The organism is Paenibacillus ferrarius, from assembly GCF_002027705.1.
GTDB lineage: Bacteria > Bacillota > Bacilli > Paenibacillales > NBRC-103111 > Paenibacillus_E > Paenibacillus_E ferrarius.
Genome location: NZ_MBTG01000012.1, coordinates 228,379 through 253,459, shown reverse-complemented (window position 1 = coordinate 253,459; position 25,081 = coordinate 228,379). Strand labels below are relative to the sequence as shown.

General features: G+C 43.1%; 29 protein-coding genes and 1 pseudogene. 11 read left to right on the top strand and 19 right to left on the bottom strand.

Annotated elements, in window-relative coordinates; all coding sequences use genetic code 11:
* Positions 1–351 precede the first annotated feature (351 nt).
* From BC351_RS14460 to BC351_RS42255, 6 genes are all read right to left on the bottom strand, one after another.
* The gene (locus tag BC351_RS14460) at positions 352–678 is read right to left on the bottom strand and encodes a hypothetical protein (protein ID WP_079413151.1); all 327 of its coding nucleotides are present in this window, start codon (positions 676–678) and stop codon (positions 352–354) included.
* 309 nt (positions 679–987) lie between these two features.
* Positions 988–1,317, bottom strand: coding sequence for a hypothetical protein (locus BC351_RS14455; RefSeq protein WP_079413149.1), 330 nt, complete (start codon positions 1,315–1,317; stop codon positions 988–990).
* A gap of 191 nt (positions 1,318–1,508) precedes the next feature.
* Positions 1,509–2,453 (bottom strand): stalk domain-containing protein, encoded by a 945-nt coding sequence (locus BC351_RS14450; protein WP_079413147.1) that lies wholly within the window; start codon positions 2,451–2,453, stop codon positions 1,509–1,511.
* A gap of 165 nt (positions 2,454–2,618) precedes the next feature.
* Complete coding sequence (locus tag BC351_RS14445) at positions 2,619–2,849, bottom strand: hypothetical protein (protein WP_079413145.1); 231 nt, start codon at positions 2,847–2,849, stop codon at positions 2,619–2,621.
* An 88-nt stretch (positions 2,850–2,937) separates the two neighbouring features.
* Complete coding sequence (locus tag BC351_RS14440; RefSeq protein ID WP_079413143.1) at positions 2,938–3,456, bottom strand: hypothetical protein; 519 nt, start codon at positions 3,454–3,456, stop codon at positions 2,938–2,940.
* 386 nt (positions 3,457–3,842) lie between these two features.
* Positions 3,843–3,992, bottom strand: a complete 150-nt coding sequence (locus tag BC351_RS42255; RefSeq protein ID WP_158082090.1) for a hypothetical protein — start codon at positions 3,990–3,992, stop codon at positions 3,843–3,845.
* A gap of 914 nt (positions 3,993–4,906) precedes the next feature.
* Here BC351_RS42255 and BC351_RS14425 point away from each other — a divergent pair.
* On the top strand, positions 4,907–5,395 hold the full coding sequence (locus tag BC351_RS14425) for a hypothetical protein (RefSeq protein WP_079413137.1): 489 nt from the start codon (positions 4,907–4,909) through the stop codon (positions 5,393–5,395).
* Positions 5,396–5,956: 561 nt separating this feature from the next.
* On the opposite strand, the gene BC351_RS14420 is transcribed toward BC351_RS14425, so the two are convergent.
* The 4 genes from BC351_RS14420 to BC351_RS14405 form a co-directional block, all read right to left on the bottom strand.
* Positions 5,957–7,360 carry a sensor histidine kinase gene (locus BC351_RS14420; RefSeq protein ID WP_079413135.1) on the bottom strand — a complete coding sequence of 468 codons (1,404 nt, stop codon included), beginning with the start codon at positions 7,358–7,360 and terminating at the stop codon, positions 5,957–5,959.
* Positions 7,357–8,043: a response regulator transcription factor gene (locus tag BC351_RS14415; protein WP_079413133.1), complete on the bottom strand. Its 687-nt coding sequence runs from the start codon at positions 8,041–8,043 to the stop codon at positions 7,357–7,359. The genes BC351_RS14420 and BC351_RS14415 overlap by 4 nt, the downstream gene beginning before the upstream one ends.
* A 62-nt stretch (positions 8,044–8,105) precedes the next feature.
* On the bottom strand, positions 8,106–8,582 hold the full coding sequence (locus BC351_RS14410) for an anthrone oxygenase family protein (protein WP_079413131.1): 477 nt from the start codon (positions 8,580–8,582) through the stop codon (positions 8,106–8,108).
* Positions 8,583–8,599: 17 nt separating this feature from the next.
* Positions 8,600–10,150, bottom strand: a complete 1,551-nt coding sequence (locus BC351_RS14405; RefSeq protein ID WP_079413129.1) for an FAD-dependent oxidoreductase — start codon at positions 10,148–10,150, stop codon at positions 8,600–8,602.
* A gap of 274 nt (positions 10,151–10,424) precedes the next feature.
* Between BC351_RS14405 and BC351_RS14400 the strand changes: the two genes are divergently transcribed.
* Positions 10,425–11,039: a TetR/AcrR family transcriptional regulator gene (locus BC351_RS14400; protein WP_079413127.1), complete on the top strand. Its 615-nt coding sequence runs from the start codon at positions 10,425–10,427 to the stop codon at positions 11,037–11,039.
* 49 nt (positions 11,040–11,088) lie between these two features.
* Here the strand turns inward: BC351_RS14400 and BC351_RS42250 are convergent, their stop codons facing one another.
* Positions 11,089–11,250 (bottom strand): hypothetical protein, encoded by a 162-nt coding sequence (locus BC351_RS42250; protein WP_158082089.1) that lies wholly within the window; start codon positions 11,248–11,250, stop codon positions 11,089–11,091.
* A 783-nt stretch (positions 11,251–12,033) separates the two neighbouring features.
* Here BC351_RS42250 and BC351_RS43905 point away from each other — a divergent pair.
* A complete protein-coding gene (locus tag BC351_RS43905) occupies positions 12,034–12,159 on the top strand; it encodes a hypothetical protein (RefSeq protein WP_279628340.1) in 126 nt (41 codons plus the stop codon).
* Between the two features lie 248 nt (positions 12,160–12,407).
* Here BC351_RS43905 and BC351_RS14390 read toward each other — a convergent pair whose 3' ends face one another.
* Together BC351_RS14390 and BC351_RS14385 are read right to left on the bottom strand one after the other, a co-directional pair.
* Positions 12,408–13,187, bottom strand: coding sequence for an isocitrate lyase/PEP mutase family protein (locus tag BC351_RS14390; RefSeq protein WP_079413123.1), 780 nt, complete (start codon positions 13,185–13,187; stop codon positions 12,408–12,410).
* A 139-nt stretch (positions 13,188–13,326) separates the two neighbouring features.
* On the bottom strand, positions 13,327–13,851 hold the full coding sequence (locus BC351_RS14385) for a YfiT family bacillithiol transferase (RefSeq protein ID WP_079413121.1): 525 nt from the start codon (positions 13,849–13,851) through the stop codon (positions 13,327–13,329).
* A 126-nt stretch (positions 13,852–13,977) separates the two neighbouring features.
* On the opposite strand from BC351_RS14385, the gene BC351_RS14380 reads away from it, so the two are divergent.
* Positions 13,978–14,916 carry an alpha/beta hydrolase gene (locus tag BC351_RS14380; RefSeq protein WP_244208995.1) on the top strand — a complete coding sequence of 313 codons (939 nt, stop codon included), beginning with the start codon at positions 13,978–13,980 and terminating at the stop codon, positions 14,914–14,916.
* Between the two features lie 8 nt (positions 14,917–14,924).
* Here BC351_RS14380 and BC351_RS14375 read toward each other — a convergent pair whose 3' ends face one another.
* Together BC351_RS14375 and BC351_RS14370 are read right to left on the bottom strand one after the other, a co-directional pair.
* Positions 14,925–15,818 carry a PhzF family phenazine biosynthesis protein gene (locus tag BC351_RS14375; protein WP_079413117.1) on the bottom strand — a complete coding sequence of 298 codons (894 nt, stop codon included), beginning with the start codon at positions 15,816–15,818 and terminating at the stop codon, positions 14,925–14,927.
* A 145-nt stretch (positions 15,819–15,963) separates the two neighbouring features.
* Complete coding sequence (locus BC351_RS14370; protein WP_079413115.1) at positions 15,964–16,182, bottom strand: hypothetical protein; 219 nt, start codon at positions 16,180–16,182, stop codon at positions 15,964–15,966.
* Positions 16,183–16,379: 197 nt separating this feature from the next.
* Here BC351_RS14370 and BC351_RS14365 point away from each other — a divergent pair, with 197 nt between their 5' ends.
* From BC351_RS14365 to BC351_RS14355, 3 genes are read left to right on the top strand one after another with little or no spacing between them, the layout of a single operon-like run.
* The gene (locus BC351_RS14365; protein ID WP_079413113.1) at positions 16,380–16,826 is read left to right on the top strand and encodes a MarR family winged helix-turn-helix transcriptional regulator; all 447 of its coding nucleotides are present in this window, start codon (positions 16,380–16,382) and stop codon (positions 16,824–16,826) included.
* Positions 16,827–16,860: 34 nt separating this feature from the next.
* Positions 16,861–18,630, top strand: coding sequence for an ABC transporter ATP-binding protein (locus BC351_RS14360; RefSeq protein WP_079413111.1), 1,770 nt, complete (start codon positions 16,861–16,863; stop codon positions 18,628–18,630).
* Positions 18,623–20,407, top strand: coding sequence for an ABC transporter ATP-binding protein (locus BC351_RS14355; RefSeq protein ID WP_079413109.1), 1,785 nt, complete (start codon positions 18,623–18,625; stop codon positions 20,405–20,407). Before BC351_RS14360 ends, BC351_RS14355 begins: the two co-directional genes overlap by 8 nt.
* Positions 20,408–20,726: 319 nt before the next feature.
* Here the strand turns inward: BC351_RS14355 and BC351_RS43400 are convergent.
* Positions 20,727–20,792 (bottom strand): annotated as a pseudogene (locus tag BC351_RS43400) (DUF2188 domain-containing protein); the annotation flags it as partial.
* Positions 20,793–20,818: 26 nt separating this feature from the next.
* Positions 20,819–21,247 (bottom strand): phospholipase D-like domain-containing protein, encoded by a 429-nt coding sequence (locus BC351_RS14345; protein ID WP_079413107.1) that lies wholly within the window; start codon positions 21,245–21,247, stop codon positions 20,819–20,821.
* 277 nt (positions 21,248–21,524) lie between these two features.
* On the opposite strand from BC351_RS14345, the gene BC351_RS14340 reads away from it, so the two are divergent.
* The 3 genes from BC351_RS14340 to BC351_RS14330 all read left to right on the top strand — a co-directional run bounded on the left by BC351_RS14340 (position 21,525) and on the right by BC351_RS14330 (position 23,258).
* Entirely contained in the window at positions 21,525–22,397 is an 873-nt protein-coding gene (locus BC351_RS14340) for a pentapeptide repeat-containing protein (RefSeq protein WP_244208994.1), read from the top strand.
* Positions 22,398–22,483: 86 nt separating this feature from the next.
* Positions 22,484–22,864: a hypothetical protein gene (locus BC351_RS14335; RefSeq protein ID WP_144028391.1), complete on the top strand. Its 381-nt coding sequence runs from the start codon at positions 22,484–22,486 to the stop codon at positions 22,862–22,864.
* Between the two features lie 211 nt (positions 22,865–23,075).
* The gene (locus BC351_RS14330) at positions 23,076–23,258 is read left to right on the top strand and encodes a hypothetical protein (protein WP_079413101.1); all 183 of its coding nucleotides are present in this window, start codon (positions 23,076–23,078) and stop codon (positions 23,256–23,258) included.
* Here the strand turns inward: BC351_RS14330 and BC351_RS14325 are convergent.
* Together BC351_RS14325 and BC351_RS14320 are read right to left on the bottom strand one after the other, a co-directional pair.
* Positions 23,232–23,633 carry an NUDIX hydrolase gene (locus BC351_RS14325; protein ID WP_079413099.1) on the bottom strand — a complete coding sequence of 134 codons (402 nt, stop codon included), beginning with the start codon at positions 23,631–23,633 and terminating at the stop codon, positions 23,232–23,234. The two genes, BC351_RS14330 and BC351_RS14325, sit on opposite strands and share 27 nt — an antisense overlap.
* Positions 23,634–23,770: 137 nt before the next feature.
* On the bottom strand, positions 23,771–24,523 hold the full coding sequence (locus BC351_RS14320) for an MBL fold metallo-hydrolase (protein WP_079413097.1): 753 nt from the start codon (positions 24,521–24,523) through the stop codon (positions 23,771–23,773).
* Between the two features lie 128 nt (positions 24,524–24,651).
* Here BC351_RS14320 and BC351_RS14315 point away from each other — a divergent pair, with 128 nt between their 5' ends.
* Positions 24,652–25,080, top strand: a complete 429-nt coding sequence (locus BC351_RS14315; RefSeq protein ID WP_079413095.1) for an Lrp/AsnC family transcriptional regulator — start codon at positions 24,652–24,654, stop codon at positions 25,078–25,080.
* Position 25,081 lies beyond the last annotated feature (1 nt).

Sequence of the window (25,081 nt, the reverse complement as noted above, 5' to 3'; positions counted from 1 at the left end):
AAGAGAATGATGTTTATATTTCTTCTTTACAATGGATTATCTTCTTCGGCTACAATGACCTATACTCGGATAGTCTTCGGGAATCAAAAACACATTTGAAGAGAGGTACCTATACCGTTACAGTTCGATCAACATATGCCGATCCAGAAGACATTAAAACAAATCACAAATTGCAAACTAGTGTAAAAATAAAAGTTGAATAAAGACACAAATCGATTAATTTTATTGCAACATTTATTTGAATCATCGTGGAAGAAGAAGTACACATTAGGCACAGGCGCAAGCACGAAAAAGACTGTAGACACCATTTCCTCCTCTGGTGTTTACAGTCTTTTTACCATTAGCCAAATTTTATTCTGCCGCTTTCACAAATTTTTCAAAAGCATGATCGAAATCTTCTCTTGTTTCTGCTAATTTATAAAAAAACACACCACTAGCGTCTCTAACTTCATGTTCTTCAAGATCAATACTTTCATATAGTGCAGCAATGTTAAAAGGAGAGCCTTCAACAATAAACTCTACCCCCTTATGTTTTGGAGAAACAATATAAGCTGTTTTAACTTTGGAAGAAGACGATTGGAAAATTACGACCTTACCTTTTCGAGTTAAGTAATCCAGTTTTTCAGGATAATTATTCTTCGTCCCGCAAGGCAATTTAAAGGATGACATAAGTGACATACTAGAATTCTCCTCTTTTTCTCTTTTTTAAAATTTCTTGTATTCATCTGCTTCAACTGATGGGAATGAGAATTATGTGTCCATAGAATTTCCCATTCTTCTGGAAAATAAACATTGTTTTATCTGGATCTAAATTAAATACTAATCAAAAAACCTCCTTAATTCAATAGGAGGCAAATTACACTCAATTTATTTCTCTATTTTGACCAGCCATTACCAAATACTTCAGTCGTCTCTGACACTTCTTCTTCCTTAAAATCGATAAGCAGCCCATCTTTTAGACACATAAAACATGCGGGAATATAAAAATCATAAAAATAGCAGTATCACCAATGCTGTTATGAAAAAATAAGATTTTCTTATTTTTAAGAAATAAGTAAAACTTGGCATTAAATTAAATGAACTAGCAAATAGCAACTTTGCTCCAATAGAGAATAAGAAAATCCAAGTTATCAACTTTCGCAAGAAAAATAGTGCACCGTACATAAAGCCTATTTTTATTTCGCTCTGATCCGACTCTGCAAAAGTAGCAGCCTGCTCATCTTGAAATTCAGCTCCTTCAATAAGTAAAAGGTTTCCACAATTACCACAAAATTTTTGTAACTTGTTATTTGTTGAGCATTTTGGACATTTTATCATAAGGTTTCCTTTAGTAGTCCACAGGTAAGTGGAATTTGGTATAGTACATGAATATACAAATTCTAACATTATCCGCCGAAAATATCAGTAATTAATTTTCTAAAATGAGTTAATTTTCCTATATAGGACACAATTCATTAGATAAAAATAGAAACGCTAAAATGTAACGTTTCCCCATTTGTAATCAATCTTTAATTTTGAATATTTGTTAACTTGCCATCTTCATCAAAATATAGAAAACTCATAGAACTGGTATAATTATAAACCCATTGCTCGGAATAGCTGTACTTACTGCTATATTTGTTAACTTTATCTGGAGCTCCCCAAGAATATCTTGCCATCAGTTTTGTCATGCCAATTTTGACATATCCATCTTTAATCATATCTATTGTATCCTTAGACCAGCCTAAACCATCAAAGGGATCGACATTAGTTAATGCATTAACTATATCCTCTAATGAAGAAAACGTAACCGTATATGTTTCTAAACTGTTTGCTAAGGTTACAGTTGCACCACTGTAACTAACTACAGAGTTTTCAAGATAATTTTTCTTAGAAGAGTGACCTCCAAAATAGGTTTTTTTATTCCAAAGTGACGAATTAGTTTTCCAAATTCCTTCTGCAGCAGCATCTAAATTTAATTGTTTAGCAGCTTTTTCAATATCATAATCTTTGCCCCATGAAACATCCTTACTCAAATCAGCAGATGTAATATCTATTCTTCCATTTTCACCGTAAGCTATTTTCATATCCAAATAGTCACCTAGAAATACTAATGGCACATACATGACGTAGTCTTGTGTTATTATTGGATACTCGAGCCTCGCATACTTTATATCCATATTTCGTCCAAAGTAAGTCATCATATTCTGATCAGCTTTTACTAATAATGTGCGATATGGATGATTTATTCTCAATACTCCACTGTAATCTTTTGCTGACATGTTTAATTGCCCCAGCAAACTCCATAGCGGAACATATACAGCATTATTATGGCTAATTGGCGGGTATTCTGATTTCATCAGTTTGTTGTTTACATAAACTTCGTATTCAGAGTCCTTGGCGAATGCTGATACTGGAACAATTGCTAAAGCTACGATGCAAAAAATAACTATTAAACTCATAAGCCTTTTCAACGCTAATCATCTCCTATAAATGGGTAAATGTACCTAGTGCATGTTACCATTTTATGGAGTTTTTGTCGAGAGAATATCCTAAAATTCAAAAATTGAGTTTATCATAAATTTAAATATATGTTATTTTTATTTATCCCAAAAAGTTCTGACATTGAAATTGAACTTTTATCGGATGTTTGAACAAAAAAACCCTCTACTACTACGGTTTTCATTAGCAATTCTCTGGATTTCCTTGTTATGAGATCGATGCTGAAGCATACGCCGAACCGCCGCGTTACCGATCGTTCGTTGAAGCATATTGACAATACCCGATGAAATAGCTTTTTCTTTCAATGGCATTTTCGCTTCATTATCGTGCATTTTATCAGAAAATCGTTTGGGTTTGAATTCTAACAATTCGCAACCTCCCGTATAATTAACTTTTGAAGTTTGGCATAATAAAAAAATACGAAGGCTTTGCAGCCCTCGCACTATTGGAAGTTTGTTACCTATAAGAAAAACCATACAACACTTGATTTGTATTTGCATCAACAACAACACTATACTCTGTAAAAGTTTTAGGAGTTTGATCATTTTTGTAAGATTTAGCTGGTTTACTGATTCCTTTAAAAGTAACAACATAACAAGGAGTATCTAACAAAAAGCCATCTTTCTCTAGTTTAGAATTACTTGATTTCGCCTCTTTTGAAAAGAGATTAAAATTAGGGTTAGTAACTAAATGGTATTCAACCTCAATTTTTTTTGCTTCCTCAGCATACCCTGGTGCATATTCTTTTGCTGAAGCAACTGCCTGACTTGCACCCTGTTTGGGTTTGATGGTTATATCATCCTTAAAAGTCATTCCAACTTCTTTAATTTTTTCTTTGTCATGTGTTGACGTTGATATTAGTTCATATTTATTCACAGATGGGTTAGAAGAGGCAAATGAATTATTTACAACAACAATTAATGTCAACCCTAATATAGTACTAGTAGATACAATTACCCATTTTTTTATATTCACTTTTCATTCCTCCATTATTATTGCCATGAATACCAAACACCATTTAGATTAAAATAACTATAATCTATTTTGCTACTTCCTTCATTGGAAAAAGACAAATTAAATGGTTTTGTCCAACTACCACTTCCATCTTTATATTTAGGATTAAGAAATTTCAACTTATCGCTAGACGTTCCAATGAAAATAGTATCGTCTGTTTCATTACAATACTGGATGGAATTAGGCGTCATACTTGTAGAGTTGCTACCTATTAAAGCGCCGTCCACAGTTCCTTGCCAAGATGAATTAACATTTTCAACCTTATAAACATGTGTGCTACCTGTAAAGACATTATTTTTAATTGATAATTATATTTTTTTATTCGTTATTTCCTGTAAAGTGTTCTTTCATCCATACTGTTCATAAAGTTCTTTGATTTCTTCATCTGTCATAAAGTCCAAGCCTTTAAAATTCTCGCTGCTTTTGACTGCTAAATTTACTTCTGCGTTAGTTAAACATTTAATAAATAATCTCTCGCACATTGTTTTTCTATCCATAATTAACACTTCCTCTTCGGTTTTTGTATTTATTCTTAACTTTTTAAACAGTGTATAAACACTGCTGCTTATAACAATCCAAAACCCGCTCCCCATAGAAGTAATTTGTAACGTTGTATCATACTAATTACCTCCTATTCTCTATTCATATAGGTTTCCAAAACCTTCAATATCACATGAAATAATTTCGATTTCGTCCTCGTGTCTAATGTCACCTGTATATATAATAGTTGTCTGTTTACCTTTGTAAGTCTCATTTAACTGTTGTAGTGTATTCGTATCGAATGCGACAGAAGATTGAATATTGAACATCCAGCGGCTTTCTAGCGAGTCTCCCAGAGTAACTATATAATAGGTATGATCATTCGTATCGTAATAGACACAATCAATTTTAGATAGAACAGTTGATTGATTATATCCAGCCGCAAAAGTTTGAGACGAGAAAAAGAATAGCGCGAGAATGGTTAGGATTGTGATAAGTGATTTTTTCATATGCTGTTGCCCCCGTGGATTATGATATTTATTTACACTGAACAAATTCTGAGAAATCTTCATTTTCTAGATTTATATGGATTTGTAGAAGATTCTATTACTTTTGATCCATTCTTATTTAACTCTCTTTGCAATGCTTCTCTAACATTTTGTTCTGAAGAAAATGAATCATATCGATCATGTTTCAAACTGTACTTTCTTGCCCTATGTTTGTAATTGCGATACTCCACTAGGTCTCGCTCTACTCTATCTACATATTCCTTATATATAAAATTGTTATAACAATCGATCCATAAACAATTATTACTTAATAATCCTCATAAATGGTAATTTATACCTATATACCCATCTAATATATTAATAGTAGTATTGTAAATGGAATAACTAAGAATAATTCCCATATAATACTAGGAGGTTAGAAAATGAATTTCAAAAAAACCGCAATTACAGTCGCCGCTTTAGTTACACTTGCTGTTGGTACTCAAAGTGCTTATGCAAACACCAATGTCTACGAGAGACATGACATCCAAAATGATGACTACTATCAGCCTGAAAAATTTATTTATCCAGACCCTAATTTGGATAATATTACAAACCCTTTTGGAGTTACTAAGGTTGGTACTCTCAGAAATACTACTGATAACGATTGGTATTTGCTTGAAATTCCTCAAGACACGATTGGCACAGGTTCTACCGCAACTATTACATTAATTGGTCCTTCTGGTGGTTATAGATACGGTCTATCTGTTTCAACTGATGATGGAATGCCTGTTCCAAAAGAGTGGCTTATTGATGACGGTCAAGTTACACAGGTCAGAATTTATACCGTAGCTGACACTAAGTACAGATTGCATGTATCGCTTGATGGTTCTTCAGTTAGCACCAGTCCATACATGTTGGGCGTTAACTAATAGACGTCGTTCTTAAATACGACATCCTTTATATTTTGAAAACCAGATCTTCTCATTACCACTCTGCGCCAAGATGTTCGTAGATCACACGGGTGGCGGAGTAAATTTTGCGGTATCGGATCGATCAATTGCAGGTAAATTAATGAGAATCACCCGCTCCTAGTTGTTTGTTCATTCCAACGGTTTGTCTATTCATGGAATAATTATCTAATCTTAAGCCCACCTTAATCTTCACTGGGTATTCTATAAGCAACCCCACTATTCACATATAGAGAATTGGACTTACAACGGTAAAGCGTTGTAGGTCTAATTTTCATTTAATGACTTAACACCACCTCAGTGTCACAGCTCTTTTTTGATGCACTAGAAATTCGCCTATCCCTGACCAGATACAGATTAGCAGGCTCTCCAACAAATGGAAGTTGTCGCGGACAGGTCAGTGTAGGACGGCAACCTTCGCCAAGCTGCGAGATTGGTCGACGATATTCTCTCTTCCTCCTTCATATGAACTCACTATATAAGAACAGAAAAACCTTGGAAGATTTTCTTCCAAGGTTTTCATTATTTATGATTTTCCTGCAAATAGGTGATAATCGGTAAAATAACGGTAAATAACGTACCCTCGCCAGGTTCGCTGGCGACTGAAATGCTGCCTTGGTGCCTCTCGAGAATTTTTCTTACAATGGCAAGGCCTAGTCCACTGCCCCCTGTTCCCCACTGTCTAGCGTGATCGGCTTTGTAGAAACGCTCGAAGATCCGTTCCTGCTCTTCTTTCTTAATGCCAATTCCAGTATCCTGAATGCTGATGACCACGTGATCCGTCTTGGCCGCAAGCTTTATTTGAATTATTCCTTGAGGCGGGGTGAACTTGATGGCATTGCCAAGCAGGTTCGTCCACACTTGATTGAGTTGATCGGCATCTGCCGATATCTTCACCCTCGGCAAATTCAAATCCAGCACTTGCTCTTTCTCCGACCACTGGGGCTCGTAGAAAACAAGTACGCGACGAAGCTGCTCGTCGAGATTATACGTGCTCGGATGAAAAGGATGCTGCTCCGATTCCAAAGAAGCCAGCTTCAACAAGTTCTCACTCAGACGCGTCAAGCGCTCGCTTTCCCGCTCAATGATTTCCAAGTAACGATGGCGTTCCTCCTCCTGCAAAGCCGATTGACGAAGCACCTTGGAGAATCCCCTTATCGAGGTCAGCGGTGACTGGATTTCATGCGATACGTTAGAGACGAAATCCTGCCTCATCTGCTCAAGCTGCTTCAACTCACCCGCCATATGATTGAAGCCTTCGGCAAGCAAACCGATTTCGTCGTTTCTTTGTATATTCACATTCACGTTGAAATTGCCGCGCGCCAGCCGATTCGTAGCCCGTGTCAGCTTCTTCATCGGGCTGACGATATACCGCGAAGCGACCAGTATGAGCAAGCTTCCGACAAGAAGCACGATCAACAAAACAGTAGTTATCGAGTCACGGGTCTGTTTCCTCGCCACCTCAGACACCTTAGGCGTTAAGAAGAGTGCGTATTGCCTGCCGTTCACTGCCAAGGGGATGCCAATCATCAAACTCGTCGATTGCTTGAAGTCAGTGTATATAAAATTCGTTTTTTCGTTTTGGTAGATGTTACCTTGCAGAACAGAAATGACCTTCTGCTGGTCCATCTCACTCATATCGTTTTTCTTTTCAACGCCGAAGGAGGCCAGATAACCGCTGTTGTCAAATAAGAACAGGGAATAGCTGTCGTTGAATTTGGTGCTTCCTTCAAGCAGGGTTTCCAATTTTGTCGTCTGATACTCATTGCTCATCTCAGCGAGCTGGTTTCCCGCTTTCAGCAAACTAGCTTGCAACTCGGTTGTAATTCGGTTCGTGTAGAGCAGCATGGCGATGAAAAAAGCCAGCAATACACTAACAACGACAACGGCCAAGAACGTCAAAACGACTCGCAGATAAAGGGTCATGATCTTGAGCCGCTCACCTCGAGGCGATAGCCGAGGCCGTGAATCGTAGTGATTCGAAACTGATCGGTTAGGGGCTCGAACCTCTCGCGCAGCCGCTTGATATGAACATCTACCGTTCTTTCGTCACCTTCGTAATCCATCCCCCAGATTTGCTCGATTAGCTGCGTACGGGTAAAGATTAGTCTGGGATAGCTGGCAAGCTTGAACAGCAGCTTGAATTCCTTGAGCGGCAGGATAAAGCACTGCTCCTGCACGCGGACCTCGAAAGAGACATGATCAATCGTCATATCGCCAATGGAAATCAGTTGGGAAGAAGCGATCTTATAGCGTTTAAGCAGTGCCTTAACCCGCATAATTAGCTCAACCGGATCGAATGGCTTGACGACGTAATCGTCCGTACCGAGCCGGAACCCTTTTACCTTGTGAGTCGTTTCACTTTTGGCCGTTACCATCAGCAGCGGAAGATCGCTATAGTGACTGCGGAGCTCGCGGCACAAATCCCAACCATCCATGTGCGGCATCATTACATCTAGGACGACAAGATCGACTTGCGTAGATTCGATAAGCTTCAACGCTTCCTCTCCATTGCCGGCTTCAATCACACCAAGCCCCTCTCCGGCCAAATAGACGCGGATCAGCTCCCGGATATCCGGATCATCATCGACGACCATAATCCTCGCCATACTTTGCCCCCCTTGCTGCTTGAATATGATGCGTTCAGCCCGCGCCTATACAGGAGCTTAGTTCATGAGGCAATGATAATTATTTGTGAGATTAGGAAAAAGATGAATGCAAAAACAGATGCTAGTACGCGAAATATCGCGAGTCGCTCCCACCGTTCCACAAGTGAACGGAAGTTGTTAGGCGGAGCTTCAGGCCGCCATTCCAGTGCAGCGCTGTTAATAGGAACCGTACCGCCGAATGTTACTCCAAGCCAAATAACTAGCATAACAATACCGGACAACCGGAGTACAAACGGAGTTCCACTATCACCCGTGAATAGTGAAATGACACCGAATATGAGAGCTGGGAAATAAAATGATGGTGCTATGATTCGCAGTGTGCGGACAAGCCCTTGTCGGACAATAATGTGCGCGGATTGTTCGAGCAGATCAAGTGGACCACGTATGCCAAATCGCACCGTAAACTCTGTACCTGCGAGGAGTCCGGCAAAAAAGATGGCGGCAAATGCGAAAATGGTATCTTGCATAAGGCTAGTCATAGGCTCTGTATTCCTCCTTAAGTGGATAAAGAGACAATTCTAATTCCGTTAACAGGTATCGTCATCATCGGTGCTTTCGCGGAACCGGTCATCAAGTCTCCATTGACCGTAAGTGCGAAGGATACTTTCATCGGGAATGGTAAAGTCAGACGGATAGTAAAGGTTACGTCGCAGCCATTGACTTTTCCATGTTTAATTGGCTGCTCATCGAAGGTGCCAACAAGCTCTTCATTGACGGTGGCAAGCACTAGCTCGACATTATTCTCGCCACGAGGGGTATTGAATGTTATTGTCCAGCGCCCTTCTGTAGTGTTGAGTCTTATCGGTGCAATCTGTATTTCGCTTGACTGGTTCCGAGCTTGCGATGTGGCCGCGGCTTGTCGTAAACGATAGGCTTCAGCAGATTCCCTATATTGCCGATGCTCAGCCTCATGATCGGGTACCATATCGGGTTTAGCTCCCGCGGAAGATAGAAACCGGAGAATCGCAGCATTTGCACCAACTGCGTGTTCACTGGCGCGTGGTAACATCACCGATTCGTACACTGCGATAGCCTCAGCAACAGTTGCCTGTTCCGCTACTGCTCGTGCGATTTCGGTGGCGTCTAACTTGGCGAGGTTGACGCCGAATCCTCCGAAAGGTGCCATGGCATGAGCGGCATCACCGATAAGTGTCACGCTGCGGTTGCTCTTCCATGTAAGCGGTGCAGGCAGGATATAGATGGGGCGGTTAATGTAGCCTGAATCGGTATCCGTTAGAAATTGGCGAAGCATTGGATCCCATTCTGAAAACTCTTTAACCAAGTATTCGCGGATCGCGTCGGTATCATCGAGAGAGATCCCGACTTTCATATACCAGTCAACCGGTGTAAGCATCGCAATGTAGCCGCGGATATGTCCATTGCTGTTACGCTGAACGACGAGTCCGCGCCCTGCGCCATCAGTGACGAACACATGGCCGGGACCAACCAGCTCGCCAAGTGCGGGATGACGGGTTTCTACGTCGGCGAAATCAATTTCAAGGTAAGAAACTCCAGAATAAATTGGCTTAGCATCCGTGAGAAGAGGTCGGACCTTTGACCATATTCCGTCGGCTCCGATAACCAAATCAGCCTCGACAACGTGGCCGTTCTCAAATTCTAGCCGTACCCGTCCATCCTGGAGCTCGGTCGCGCTGGATAATTTGTGCCCCCAACGGATAGTGTTAGGTTCAAGGTGTTCTGCGAGCATAGCACGTAAGTGGCCGCGATCGATTTCGGGAGCCGCAGAATCCTCTTCCTCCGGCACAAAAGATGCGACAAGGTTGCCAGTGTGCGAAAGTCGTTTCTTGGCTTGGCCCTCCATTCTTGCCAGTGCATAAAATGCTTCTACGAGTCCGGCATCTTCCAGTGCGATCTGTCCTGAGTCCGCGTGAAGATCAAGTGTACCTCCACCGTCGCGTGAGCCAGCAGCAGTATCGACTTCATACACAATTGGAGAGAGACCATAACCCTGAAGAATACGTGCGCAGGTAAGTCCAGCAGGGCCGCCGCCAATGATAGCTATGTGAGTAGAAATAGAATTTTTCATGGGTATTATCCTTTCTCAGCCAGTCTTGGATTAATAGACACAGCTTTTTAAGTTATTTGAACGACCGTTCATTAAGCTCATACTAAACGAACGGTCGTTCAGTGTCAAGAACATTGAAATGGCAATATCTTCTCAGTATGACTGTAGTTTTAGTACCGGCAAAAGCTTGACGAATGTCAATTAGAGAGATAGCATGAGTTTAGATTATAATTTTAGCTAATATTAAGTGTAGGGAGTATACGTGTTGCTCCTGTTAAAGGAAGGAGCTAATATCATGAGCAACTCCATTTCGTCAGAGCGTCGTTCCGGCGAAGAAACGCGATCTCAGATATTGAGCATTGCTTTAAAATTTTTCATTGAAAAAGGGTACGAGAGTACCTCTATCCGAGATATTGCAGAGGCGCTGGGTATGACAAAGTCCTCGCTGTATTATCACTTCCGCAGCAAAGAAGAGATCCTGATTAACCTCATTCAGCTGCGCTACGCTCAACTTGAGGAGCTTCTTGAATGGTTGGATAACCAGCCGATGGCTCCCGATCTTCTCGAACGTACTGCACATCGTTGGATCGACTGCACCACCATTGAAAGATTACAAGTAATGATTCTCGCTCACACCAATCAGCCGGTCATACTCCGCCTCCGTGAAACTGGTCAGGATATTCGCTCTGGCTTTCAGGACATTATTAACCGCTTCGTAGACAACAATAGCAGTGCTGAAGCACGTCTTTTGGTCCGTATGACCCTAGATACCATATCTGCTGCCCTGTCTGCTTCTCGCGGCACGAATATCGACTTTAGCGAAATTCTCAATGTAGCTCGGCAGACCGCATCGGTTCTCTCCAATTTAGCTGTGGGCGCTATTTCAGCCGATCACCGTCAAAGTTCGTGAGGACTGTCCGAGAATTTGTTCAATGGGATTGCTGATTTTTATTTGCTAATCATTTCTGTTTAATCACCATCGGTGTCAGCTGCGGTGTAGCCGGTTCGGCTGATCCAAAAACGGAGCAGCCGGCCAATACATTAGCAGCCTTCACGACAGCAAGTATCGACAAAGCACGATATTTGTTACACCGTTTCTTCTCCGAACTAACCTTTTTCATCGATGTACCTCCTCTATCTCTTTAAACCTCTACTGAGTCTGGTGAAGTCACCTCATTTTTCTTACCCTTCTTAAACATCCTGCCGAAATGACGTTCTTCATTGAAAATTGTGTAAGTCGATTCATTACTGCACTTCCCCTCATTTCATAAACACTGCACCCAAAATACAATCGAGTTATGAACTCAATATGAACAAACAAAAAACCTTGGGAATCTATCTCCCAAGATTTCTCATCATTAATAATTTTTCTATTAGTAGGTGGATAATCTTATTCAGTAGACTGTTAATTCGAGCCTTGATCTATCTTGATACTGAAGCATTATCAATCATCTCTTTCATCGCCTTAAGCTTCCAATTAAAGTTGTCATCCGGGCAATCGTCTTAGGAATCCACATACATTTTCAGACAAAGCAAATAGCCAATCTCTGATGAGACTGGCTTGATTTCCTGTCCAAATACCACACAAAACAAAAAGACCAAAACCCTTGCCGCATAAGGGTTTCAGCCTTTTTTTATGGTGTTATACTATAGTCCTGCCCCGAACAGCGCCCATTTCCAAATAGGCAAGCATCCAATTGTATCGACGGCACATAGATTGTTGAGGTATCCACTTGAACTTGAAGGAGATTATAAAATGACTTATACCAATTACACTTATCCTCAATATCCTGTTGCAACTCCATACCCTGTAGTAACTCCATATTCTGTTGCGACTCCTTATCCAATTCCGATTTCAACACCATACCACCCTTACTATCATGGATGGCACGGCGGTAATTGGCATGGGGGATGGCATGGCGGACATGGAGGACATGGAGGTTACCATTGGCATGATGGCGGTCACGGTGGTCATGGCCACCGCATTGATCAATCGAATGAATAGTTTCTTTCAGAGAAAGGAGAATTAATCCTTTCTCTTTTTTTGCTATTATTCGAGTAATTTCAACATTTTTTGTTAAATTTCAGACAGAAATTAGTTCGGATTCTTGATATGCTTGACTTACTAAAGCAAAAGGCGATGGTACATATGGTTGAAGGGATATGGTTGCTTATCTTTGTCTTGTTCTTACTCGTTGCTTCTGCTCGTAAAGACTAATGATAACGTCTTCATACTGCCGCGAAAGAGGTTACGGGAACATTGAGTCCCCTACGCCCGCTACCTCCCGTTAGTTTCAAAAAGCACAGATGTATCTTGGGACTCAAGCAGCTGAGCGGCGCAGTTATCCAACAAATTGTTCAGTTTGCGATATAATGCTCCCCCAAGGCTTATTCGCCTTACTCCGAATTCCTTCAGCTTATTGCAGTTAGTAAGTCCGGGTAGCGTCATGATATTTAGAGGCGCATTGATTTCAGAAACAACTGCGATAATTTCTTCATCCTCTTTTAATCCAGGTACAAAAATCCCGCTTGCCCCGCTCTCAACGTATGCTTTTGCCCTTATGATCGTTTCTTCCAATGGGTCGTTATTCTGTAAATAAGTATCCGTCCTTGCGTTTATAAAAAAATCAGAATAGCCATTGGCTTCCAAGGCATTTCTTATTTTTGTCAGAAGATTGCATTGCGCTATCTCCTGCTTAAGACCCTTTTGATTCTTGTGTGAATCTTCAATATTAATGCCTACAACACCTAAATCAGCGAGCTTTAGCACATTATCTACGATCGTTTTCTCATTGTGCCCGTAGCCTGATTCAATGTCGGCGGTGACCGGTATTTTGACATGATTTGCAATCGTCTTAATCACATTCAGCTGCTGCTCGAAATCAATCATTTCGCCATCCGAATAGCCCAAGCTTTTGGCTATCCCCCAACTGGAAGTGCCCACGGCTTTGAACCCTGCATTTTCCAAAGATAGAGCGGAGAGTAAGTCCCACACATTTCCAAGCAACAACAACCCATTCTCTTCATGAAGGGCATTAAATTCCTGAATTTTGTTCATTTCATCACTCCTCCTGAACTATTGAACATTCTATATGTGTATGTATTGAGTGTTCCATTCATTTTACATAAAACAATCCTATATGGCTGGGTATAATTTAGTTTCAATTGAAGTATCCACTCTTATTGATCAAGGAGAACTACCAACCTTTGTTGTCTTTGAGTGATTTTATCTGAGAAATATGATGCTGGTTGTGCCATACAAATCTTTGAAGCGCAGTATCAATCGTGATTAAACCTAAAGCTTGTGTTTTAAACTTTCTTTGAAATTCCTCCGTTTGTAAGCTGTTAAGCAGCGTAATCATTCGCATATGAAGCTGCTCCAGCAATAACACCGACATTTCTATTGGCATATCCTTATATTCATTCAGTTCTGCAAATAAATCCTCGCGATACGAGTTCGCAATAGGCTCATCTTCTGTCAATGCTCTTTTTAAGCGCAGATAGGCATTCATATCATTGTCCGCCATGTGATGTATGATTTGTTGTGTGCTCCAGCCTCCAGGTCGATATGAAACTTGAAGCTGATCGTCGTTAAGCCGACTAACAACGTCTCGAAGTGAATTAACGATATCTGCTATTTGATGGATAGTTTGAATTCGTTTGGCTTTTGAAAAATGAGGATTTGCAACAAATTGTCCAATGGGATATCGAATTTTATCCACTTACAGGTCCCCCCTTGTATCCAAATCCTTTATACATCAATAATCGGGTAGTTCATTTGAGTATTAATTTAATTTTTAGGTAGAATGCTATGTATAAATAGGTTGGAAAAGAAAGGATTGTTCTTCGTGGTTATTGGGATCTTAGTTGTCTTGTTGATCTTTATTATTCTTGTTTGTGCCAGTCTTTACTTCTACCACATCGCGATTGCTCGCGCTGATAAAAGCTTTCTAAACGGCAATCCCGATCTAGAAATCAAAGAAGACGCTATGAAGTCATTTGCAGAAATGGAGGAATGGTGGGGTAAGCAAGCTTTTGAAAAGTGGAACACGACATCGAACGATGGGTTAATGCTGCATGCCTACTTTTTACCCGCTAACCAACCAACAGATCGGACCGTCATTCTGGCACATGGCTATTCCGGACAAGCGATGCAAATGGGGCAGCTGGCACAGATGTATAGGGAAGTGTTAGGTTTCAACGTTCTCCTCCCGGACGCCCGCGGACATGGGATCAGTGAAGGAGCTTACATCGGTTTCGGTTGGCCCGAACGCAAGGATTACGTCAAATGGATTGACAAAGTGATCAAGCAAACGAGTGCACAAGCACAAATCGTTCTACATGGCGTATCTATGGGAGCAGCAACAGTCATGATGACAAGCGGCGAAGCTCTGCCTCCCAATGTCAAAGCGATTATCGAAGATTGCGGCTATACCTCAGTGCAAGATCAACTGGTCTATCAGCTCAAACGCATGTATCATATCCCTTCGTTTCCGATCGTTCCTTTAACTAGCCTGGTAACTAAAATCCGAGCAGGCTACTTTTTCAAGGAAGCTTCCACCCTTAAACAGATCAGCAAATCCAAAACACCCATTCTCTTCATTCATGGGGATGCAGACGCCTTCGTGCCCACGAGGATGGTTTATGAATTGTTCGAACATGCCACTGTCCCTAAAAAGATGCTTGTTATCCCCGGGGCTGGTCATGGTTTAGCCAGATCCGTCGATCCCAAAACGTACGATCGGGAAGTTTCCGAATTTATCGAACGCTTTGTGAGCGAAGCGTAAGCTCTATTTTAGAGCGAGACCTCAAATTCCTTCACATAAACAGCCTTTCCTGTAATCTCAATTTCATATTGCTCCTCACATCGTGTGACGAGGACTGCGACTCTGCCATCTCTTCCGATTTCCTGACCTTGCTCCACTGTAAGTGCCAAGCTGGAATCCGCATGTGGATTGACATACTTGGCATAATAAGCGCCCATAACGCCAGAGGCGGTTCCGGTAACTGGATCTTCAATCGTCCCTGAGTATGGTGAGGAAAAATGGCGAGCATGCATATGCGCTTCATGATCATAAGTTTCTAAACAGAACGGATGGATTGAAGCTCTTGGCATCTCTTTCAAAATGTCTGGGAAAAGCGCGTTCATAGGTTTCATTTTACTGAAAGTATCCAGGCTTTTTATCGGAATCAACAAAGTCCAAGCACCCGTGTTTCCATACAAAGTAGGAAGTTTCGTTTCGATATCTCCCTCTTCGATGCCCATGGAATGCGCCAGCTGCTGCAACGAACCGTTGAAATCATGAAATTGAGGAGATGGTTGTTTCATCGTAATAAGCAGCTCTTCATTCGAATTCTCGCGAAGTTTAATTGGCAGAATGCCTGCTTTGGTCTCTATGGTAAATTCAGTTTTATCACCAAGCTCGCCTCTTGTTTTCAACGCAAAGATGGTTGCCATCGTAGCATGACCGCAGAGATCGATTTCGTGACCTGGTGTAAAATATCGAATACGCCAATCCGCTTTATCGGACTTCATTGGAAATGCCGTCTCGTTAAAGCCAACCTTTTCTGCTATTTCCCGCATTTGCTCCTCTGACAGGTCTTCACTCTGGAAGACAACCCCAGCTGGATTTCCCATATTAGGCACACTGCTGAATGCGTCATAATGATATACCCTTATTGTTTGCACAGACAATCCTCCGTTCAAGTTCATTCCTACATGTCAAAATACGGCTATTGGCTAGTTGACAAGCTTTGGGCAAAACCAGCAGCTTACCCACACCCCCATAGAACCAGCTACGAAAATACGCATGTCCGTCTCCTCTGATATTTAATTAATCTGCTGCTTCATCAATCGGCTTTAAATCACTTATTTCAACTGATGTTTGTCGATTCGTATCATGATAAACAATTCGAACTTCGACTTGATTCGTATTCTGATCAAATTCAAAAGAAAGTATTGTACATCTTCGGCCGCGATTTTTGGTCTTTCTTGGGTTATCCGGCGCAAATATATAGGTGCCTCCAATGGAAAGCTTTACGGTATCTGTCATTTTCTCTGCAGCCCTCTCAGGATGTATGTACATCATATTTGTCATTAAACTTACTTAAATATTGACGATATCTTACCATAAAATGACGCTTTTTTAAAATAAAAAGTCCAGCTTATCGGTAAAATTACTTATTGACAGTATGCCATGTCACCACTAAACTATTATTTAGTCGACTAACTAAAAAGGAGGATGTCTTCATGTCCAAACATCCCATTAATGAACCTCTTACACATATGATGTCTCATTTGTTGAAAATGCACCGCCGCACCATCGATCAATTAATTAACGAGTATGACGTTTATCCCGGACAGCCTCCTCTACTGCTAAGTTTGTTCGTAGAAGATGGCCTTAGGCAAAATGAGCTCGCTGCCCGAATTCATAATAAACCTGCAACAATCACCGTAATGATAGACCGTATGGAGAAAACAGGCTTGCTTGAACGGAGGCCAGATCCACACGATCAGCGGGTAACCCGCGTCTATCTGACAGACAAGGGCCGGAAAGTTACCGTACATGTCAAAGAAGCGATCAGAGCGACGGATGAGTTGACCTTTGCCAATTTCCTCCCCGAGGAACTGATGCTATTCCGCCGCCTTCTGCTGCAAATGCAAGATAATCTTCGTCAAACTGATTCGAGTAATTAGTTAGCCGACAAACAATGAGAAAGGAACTCCTTTGATGTGGAAACTGAAATCATTTGTTAAACCTTACTGGTTCATTACCCTCCTTGCCCCTCTCTTGATGGTGATGGAGGTGTGCATGGATCTCACTCAGCCTCGCTTAATGGCCGCAATTGTTAATCAAGGTGTTAGTCAAGGCAATCTGGGGCTAGTGTGGTCAACAGGCCTGCACATGCTTGTCGTCGCTTTGATAGGCCTAATCGGAGGCGTGGGCTGCACTTATTTTGCTGTGAAAGCTGCACAGAATTTTGGTGCTGATTTGCGCCTCAGCCTCTTCGAGAAAGTCCAATCCTTATCTTTCCGCCAGTTGGATACTTACTCAACGGGGTCGCTCATTACCCGCCTGACAGGCGATGTGATGCAAATGCTGAACCTGCTGCAAATGCTGCTGCGTCAATTCGTCCGTGAACTTTCACTGCTCATAGGCAGCATCATCATGGCTATTTTTATCTCTCCGCGTTTATCTTTAATTTTGCTTGTCGTTGTACCCGTTCAGTTTGGCATTCTCTACGTGCTAATGAAACGCTCCACACCGCTCTTTCGCAAGATGCAGCAGCGTCTTGATGAAGTTAACACCGTCATGCAAGAAAGCACGACAGGAATACGAGTGATCAAAGCTTTTGTTCGCGCTGCTTTCGAGCGGACCCGATTTGGCAAGGCCAATACCGCCCTTCTGGATGCCAGTTTGAGCTCGGCACGCGCGTTAGCCACAAGCGGTCCGTTGATGACGCTAATTTTGAATATAAGTATCGTAGGTGTGATCTGGTTTGGCGCCGCACAAACATGGAATGGCCGTATGGCGATCGGTGATTTGGCCGCGTTCATCATATATATCACACAGGTCTTATTCTCCCTCGTCTCTATCAGCAGCACGCTCATGAACATATCGCGCGCGCAAGTTTCCGCAGAACGAATTTGTGAAGTCCTGGAGACCAAACCAGATAAGAACGAATCTGTTCTTGATGAAGCTTCTCATCTTCAGATCGATCAGCCTCCTCTTTCACCAATTGACGATGGATGCCGGCTGGAATTTCAGCATGTGTCCTTTGCTTACGGGGCTGCGCCTGATCAGCACGTACTTCAGGACATATCGTTCACGGCTATGCCAGGGCAGACCATCGGTATCCTGGGAGCGACAGGCAGCGGTAAATCAACACTTGTCAGCTTAATTCCGCGTTTATATAACCCTACAAGTGGACGGATTCTACTTGATGGCGTAGATATTTGCGACATGCCAGTGGAGCGTCTGCGCAGCCGAGTCGGTATCGTGCTGCAGCAATCGATTCTGTTTAGCGGATCGATTCGTGACAATATTCGCTTCGGCAAGCCCAACGCTCCGCAAGCTGAGGTCGAGACCGCAGCCAAAGCTGCAGAAGCGGATGAATTTATCCGCAGGATTCCGGACAACTATGAAGCCAAGCTTGGGCAACGCGGAGTTAATCTCTCCGGTGGACAGAAGCAGCGAATTGCCTTAGCTCGGGCGCTGTTAATGCGTCCCCCGTTGCTCGTACTAGACGACAGCACCAGTGCGATTGACCTTGGCACAGAAAGACGCATTCAACAGTCTTTGCAGACACTCCTGACAAGCAGCACCCGCATCATTATTGCGCAGCGCATCTCATCGGTCATGCAAGCCGATCAGATCCTTGTTTTTGACGAGGGACGTATTGCCGCGCAAGGGACACATGAGGAGCTATTGCAAAGCAGCGCCATTTATCAAGCCATTTATAACTCACAGCAAGGAAAGGAGACTGCCCTTCATGGCTAAAGACATAAAGCGCAAACCACGCGCCAAGCATGCTGGCGCAACCCTCCTGCGCATGTGGGGTTATCTCCGTAGACAGAAAATCGGATTGATCAGCGTTATTTTACTTACAATCATAGGAAGTGGCCTTGCTCTGCTCGGGCCTTACTTCATTGGCGTAGCGATAGACGATTATATTTTACCGCGAAATGCGAACGGACTTTTTGGACTTTGTATCCTTCTTCTCGGCAGTTATTTGCTCAGCGGTGCTGCGTCGTGGATTCAAACCTATGTGATGGCAGGGGTATCCCAAAGAACGGTTTGGGAAATGCGTCAGGATTTATTCAATCACCTGCACCGACTGCCCATTCGCTACTTTGACCAAACCACACATGGGGAGCTAATGAGCCGAACAACCAATGATGTCGACAATGTCTCCACCACGCTTAGCCAGAACCTAACCCAGCTCATTTCCAGCGTCATTACGATTGTTGGCTCTTTCATCATGATGCTGACCTTGAATATCTGGCTTACCTTACTTACCTTAACAACCGTGCCTATCGTCCTTATGACGACTAAGCTCATTACAAAACGAACACAGCGCTTGTTCAAAGAACAGCAGCAGCGACTTGGCGAGCTCAACGGTTTGATCGAAGAAACCATCTCCGGACAAAGGGTGGTCAAAACGTTCCGCCGTGAGGCTGCTTCCGTGAAACAGCTCGCTGTCATTAACGAGCAGCTTCGAACAGCCGGCACAGGCGCTCAGCACCTTTCTGGTATGATGGGGCCAAGTATGAATATGATCAATCATTTCAGCTTCATTCTCCTAGCGGCTGTTGGGGGTTGGATGGTTCTGAATGGTTGGACGCTCGTTGGCGTTGTGATCAGCTTTTTGAACTATTCCAAACAGTTCAGCCGTCCGATCAATGATCTGGCTAATCAGTACAATATGATTCAATCCGGCATTGCCGGAGCGGAACGCGTTTTCGAAGTGATGGATCAACAGACAGAATACGAAGCTGGCACAGGTTCAACGCCTCTAACGGAGGTCAAAGGCGAAGTTAGTTTCGAACATGTCTCCTTCTCTTATACCAAAGATGTTCCCACGCTCCGTGATGTCACGTTCACTGCGAAACCTGGCGATTTGATCGCCTTGGTTGGCCCGACAGGGGCAGGCAAAACGACGATCATTAACCTGCTGACCCGTTTCTACGACATCAACGAGGGTCGAATTGCAATCGATGGTCACGATATTCGCGACCTCGACAAAGACAGTCTCCGCAGCCGATTAGCCATCGTGCTGCAGGATGTCTACCTTTTCTCGGATACGATCCGGGAAAATATCCGGTTCGGTCGTCTGGACGCGACAGACGAAGAAGTCGAAGCCGCCGCGCGACTAGCCAACGCGGACGGATTCATTCGCAAGCTGCCGGATGGCTATGACGCAAGGTTGACCGCCGACGGCGGCAACTTGAGTCAAGGCCAGCGGCAGATGTTGACTATCGCGCGGGCGATCCTCGCCGACCCCGCGATTCTTGTGCTCGACGAGGCGACGAGCTCCGTCGACACGCGAACTGAATTGCACATCCAGCAAGCGATGAGCGTGCTAATGAAAGGGCGAACGAGCTTCGTAATCGCCCATCGGCTCAGCACCATACGCGAAGCAAGTGCGATATTGGTCATCCGCGGAGGGGAAATCGTGGAACGAGGCACACACGAGGAGCTTTTGGCTTGCCGCGGCCACTACTATGAACTGTACGCTAACCAATTCCGTCAGGCATCTCCCTATGCTGCACTGTAAACGAAGAGGGATTTCCCCTAAGTAGAAAACTACTTGTGGGAATCCCTTTTTTCTTACATTTTCGTGATGATGCGGCAGCTTGGGCGATTGTATTTTTGAAATCCTGCAAAAGTGCATCTTTTTTCTTATTGGAACTGGTTTTAGCCATAAATACCTGTGATTATGCAGGCTTTTGAAGCTTTTTATTGATGAAGTGGTAAAATGGCCTAGAATGCCTGCATATTCGCAGGTTTTCCACTTTTCAGCGCGAATTCGTTGAAAAAGCCTGCACTTTCGCAGGTTTATGAACTCACCGAACCCTGTGGAGTAAAACCCCTCTTTAAGTATAATTATAAGAGGTTTGAACCGTTCCGTCTTTCCGATGAATGATAGCGCTTTGATTTTTATCACTGGCCCATTCCTGCGCTTTTTTTACAGCTTCTGATTTGGTCCCCGTAGTGTCCGGCTAAGCGGAGGAAACGTTTGATCCTTCTTGTGATATCCATTATAGAGGAACATGTCCATAACAATGAATTGTTCGGCCTCATCAATCGCTTGATAGATCCGTTCGAAAATCATCTGTTCTTGTTTCGTTGTAGTGGTTCCCTCCTCTTTGTACGTTAAATCAGAGAGGAACTGAATATCTCCATCCGAAACCGTATGTATGGGACCTTCCATCGAAATCCCTGGAGGCAACGGTTTATGGGATTGATAGATGGCAACTGCCGCAATGAGCATGACCAAGAGAATCCCTACGATTGAAAATAGTTGAAGACCGCGATTTTTCCTCGATTTACGGAGCAGCATATGCTTATTTGTTGAATTGCAATCATTCGTGATAGAGCCTTTTTTAGTTCTCATGGCTGCTGCTTCCTTCCCTTGTCTTGCTTATCTAACTAATAACACGAATGAGCTCTATTGAAACAAATTTTGTTACAGCGGCTTGGAGATGGTACTCCATACAAAAAAGCTGCCGACCGCACGCGACCGACAACTCCTTTATAACATATTATTTCCACACAGCAAAAATAACGGTGCAACTAGGTATTCGCAGTGACGCAAACAAAGATTGACGCTGCATAACTTCAAGTACTACTATATAAGAACTACAACAACTAATATGGACGGTGACCAAGTTTTGAATGAAAAAGGCGAATATGTTGATATTTCTCCTGCTGGAAATCAACTTAACCTCATTTCTGACTGTGAGAGCTGCTTTGGTTTGTGCTGTGTTGCCCTTCCATTCGCAGCTTCTTCCGACTTCGCAATGGACAAGAATGCCGGTCAGCCCTGCCCCAACTTGAAGACTGACTTCCGCTGCGGTGTTCACACGAAATTAAGGCCCCTTGGCTTTCGAGGATGTACCGTTTATGACTGTTTTGGTGCCGGCCAGAAGGTCTCGCAAATCACTTACGATGGAAAAGACTGGCGTCAGTTCCCTGCTTCTGCGAAGCAAATGTTCGAAGTCTTTCCAATGATGAGGCAGCTTCATGAGCTTCTCTGGTATCTATCGGAGTCTTTGACATTCCAAGCCGCCCAATCCATTCATGAAGAGCTTCAACGAGCGATCACGAAGACCGAGCAGCTTACCCTTCTCAGCCCAAGCGCAATCTTGGAGCTTGATGTGACAGCTCACCGTGCAGATGTGAATATCCTGCTTCTGCAGACCAGTGAGTTGGTGCGAACGGAAGCGCGCCGCCTTCAGAAGAACCCTGCTAAAAAGCAAAAGACTTACAATCGTGGAGCCGATCTCATCGGGGCAAACCTCAAGGGCGCAGACTTAAGATGCGCCAATTTACGAGGCGCCTATCTGATTGCCGCTAACTTAAGAGGCGCGGATCTGAGAGCAGCCGATCTCATCGGGGCTGATTTGCGAGACGCCGATTTGAGTGGCGCCAACCTTACCGAGAGTATTTTCCTGACCCAATCCCAGCTCAATGCGGCCAAAGGAGATGCTGACACCAAGCTTCCTCCGTCGCTCCTTCATCCCGAACATTGGACAGCGAAATAAGCTTGAAGAAGCAATAATTCCACTTCTATATACAAGCATCCTTTCTTTTATTTGCATTTACTGTAATAAAAGAAAGGAGTGGTACTATGATCTTCCACAGGATCACATTATCTACGGGAATTTTGCGTAAAGCTCCCAAAACAAAATTTGCTTTAATCGATGTCGTTAATCTCAATCGAACAGCGAGCCGTGCAGTTACGGTTCAAGTATTCGATTGGTCAACAGGTTCGCCTGTTCCTTTGAAAGTAAGTCCGTGCGGCACCAAAAAGTGTACAGTGAACGTTCGACCGAACAAATCTGTTTTTTTGTTCGCCGATGTATCCAAAGTAACTTTTAAATATGAGGTTCGCATTACTCACCAGGAAGACCGCAAACTGATAACGAATGTAACCGGTGTTACGAACACTCCCTTTACTCCTCAAGTGGGAGATACCGTGCTGCAAAGCAACTTAGTGCGGATAAAATAACCGAACGTATTCGGATGTTGATTAGGCAATACAGGAATATTCACGTCCCCTATCAGTGAGCCACTCAAATAGTGGTTCACTTTTTTTCTTTAAATACCCTCCTCCACCCATTCCCAATAATTGTATTTTTGAAGACACCCACATAAGTGAACACTTGAACGAAAATTATAAGATAAGGAATACTCGAAATGAAACTAGAAGGAGAGATCACATGCCGTCAAATAGTGAAGAAAGAAAAATTACTTATCACGATATTGAACGGTTGATAACCGAGATGGATGAAGGCTGGATAGAATTAAAGGATATCGTGTCATCCTGTCTCGATATTACCGAGGATTTGCTGAGAATCTCGCAGGATTTAGAAAGTTTAAGAAAGCCACTTCAATTCACGTAATTTATCAAAAATAAGCCGGCAAACAAGCGAAACACGGTCTGTCTCTTCAGCGTTTAGCCAAACGAGCTCGGCTATTTCCGAAGCCGGCCTTAGTTCTCCTTCGAAATCTGCCGTGTAGCAGGTCATTTTAACGAACGTCCCCTCTGATTTCCCATCCGCTTGCGCTTCAAACGTTCCCACGTAGGCGATTGTCTCCGGCTTAATTCGAACAGACAGTTCTTCATCAATTTCACGTACAAGCGTTTCATGATCGGATTCACCGGGATCTCTTTTTCCTCCGGGAATATAATAGAGCTCTTTTCCGTGCGAACGCGCACATAGGATTTGACCATCTACCACATGAATCCATGCTATTTTGTCAATTATCGTTGACATCATTTAGCTCCCTCAATTGCTTTTTCTAGCATTATAGATGCACCGACTTATAAAGGCAAATCCCGTTTTCGAAACAGCGCTATGCCTAGAGGGATGGATGTGGGGTTCCAACCGCTGTTGAAATCGTGTCTCCCTGATCAGACCCATTCACCGTCTTGCGGTATCGCGACATGATCTATCCATTTCTCATCCATAAGCCTGTTTCGCAAATCCTCTCTGGTTACCAAGCAGTGGTTAATCGTATCCATATGCACCGCGACAACTTTGGTATACGGAGCGTATTGGCATACTTGTATCACATCAGAAGCATCCATCGTTATGGGTTCCCCAACAGCAAACTGTGCACCTCCTGCATTGACAATGGTGACATCAGGTTGATACTTATCCAGCGCACTTTGAACTTCTTCACACCATATCGTATCGCCTGCGAGATAAACCGTAGGTTGATCTTGTGCTTGAAAAACAAAGCCGGATACCGCGCCCATAAGCCGCCCTATTTCACCTGTGCCATGCTGCCCCGACGTTCGCGTGATCGTAATCCCCTTGAAAGTATGACTCTCATGGATGACTTGTACGTTTTTAAAGCCAGAAGCTGTAAATTCGGACTCGTTGCCCGGCTGACAATAAAGCGGCGTTTCCTTGTTAAGCGCTTCTTGGGCTGCAGCATCCCAATGATCAGGGTGCAAGTGAGTAACGATGATCGCATCAGGTGACAATGCCAGCATTTCCTCTGAGGAAATAGGCAGTGAAACAAGTGGATTTCTTCTTTCATTCGTTGTATTTATAATCGGCGGGTTGATGCCCTGATCGCTAAACATCGGATCAATTAAGAACTGAACACCTGCATAATCTAACCAAAGCGTTGCATGACGAATTAATCGAAGTTTCATAAAAAACCTACCTCATCTCTTTCTTTATATGGTAATGTTACGATTATAGAAGATAAGCAAACATCCTTACATCATGCAATGAAACGAAATTGCCGTTTCTTGTTTCATTCTGAAAGGAGAATGACATTATGCTCGCCAATCGTATAGATGAGACAGATCTTGCGATTTTACAAGTTTTATTGGAAAATGCGATTCGCCCTCATAAAGAAATTGGAGAACTCGTTCATTTGACCGGACAAGCCGTTGGAGCTCGCATCCGAAAAATGCAGGATTCAGGCATTATTGAAGGGTATACATTACTTTGGAATCCTGAAAAAATTGGCTTAACCGTTCACGCTTTTGTGACTATGTTTATGAAAATGACCATCGCCCATTCATCTTTCGTATCTTTTGTCCAGAGCAGTGAGATGGTAACGGAAATGCATCGGGTAAGCGGGGACGGCTGTTATTGGATGCGAGTTCGCGTCCCCTCTATGGTTGAATTAAATGCCTTTCTTGACGAGCTCTTGCATTATGGCAACTACAAGACCAGCTTATCAATTGGACAAATCAAATAGC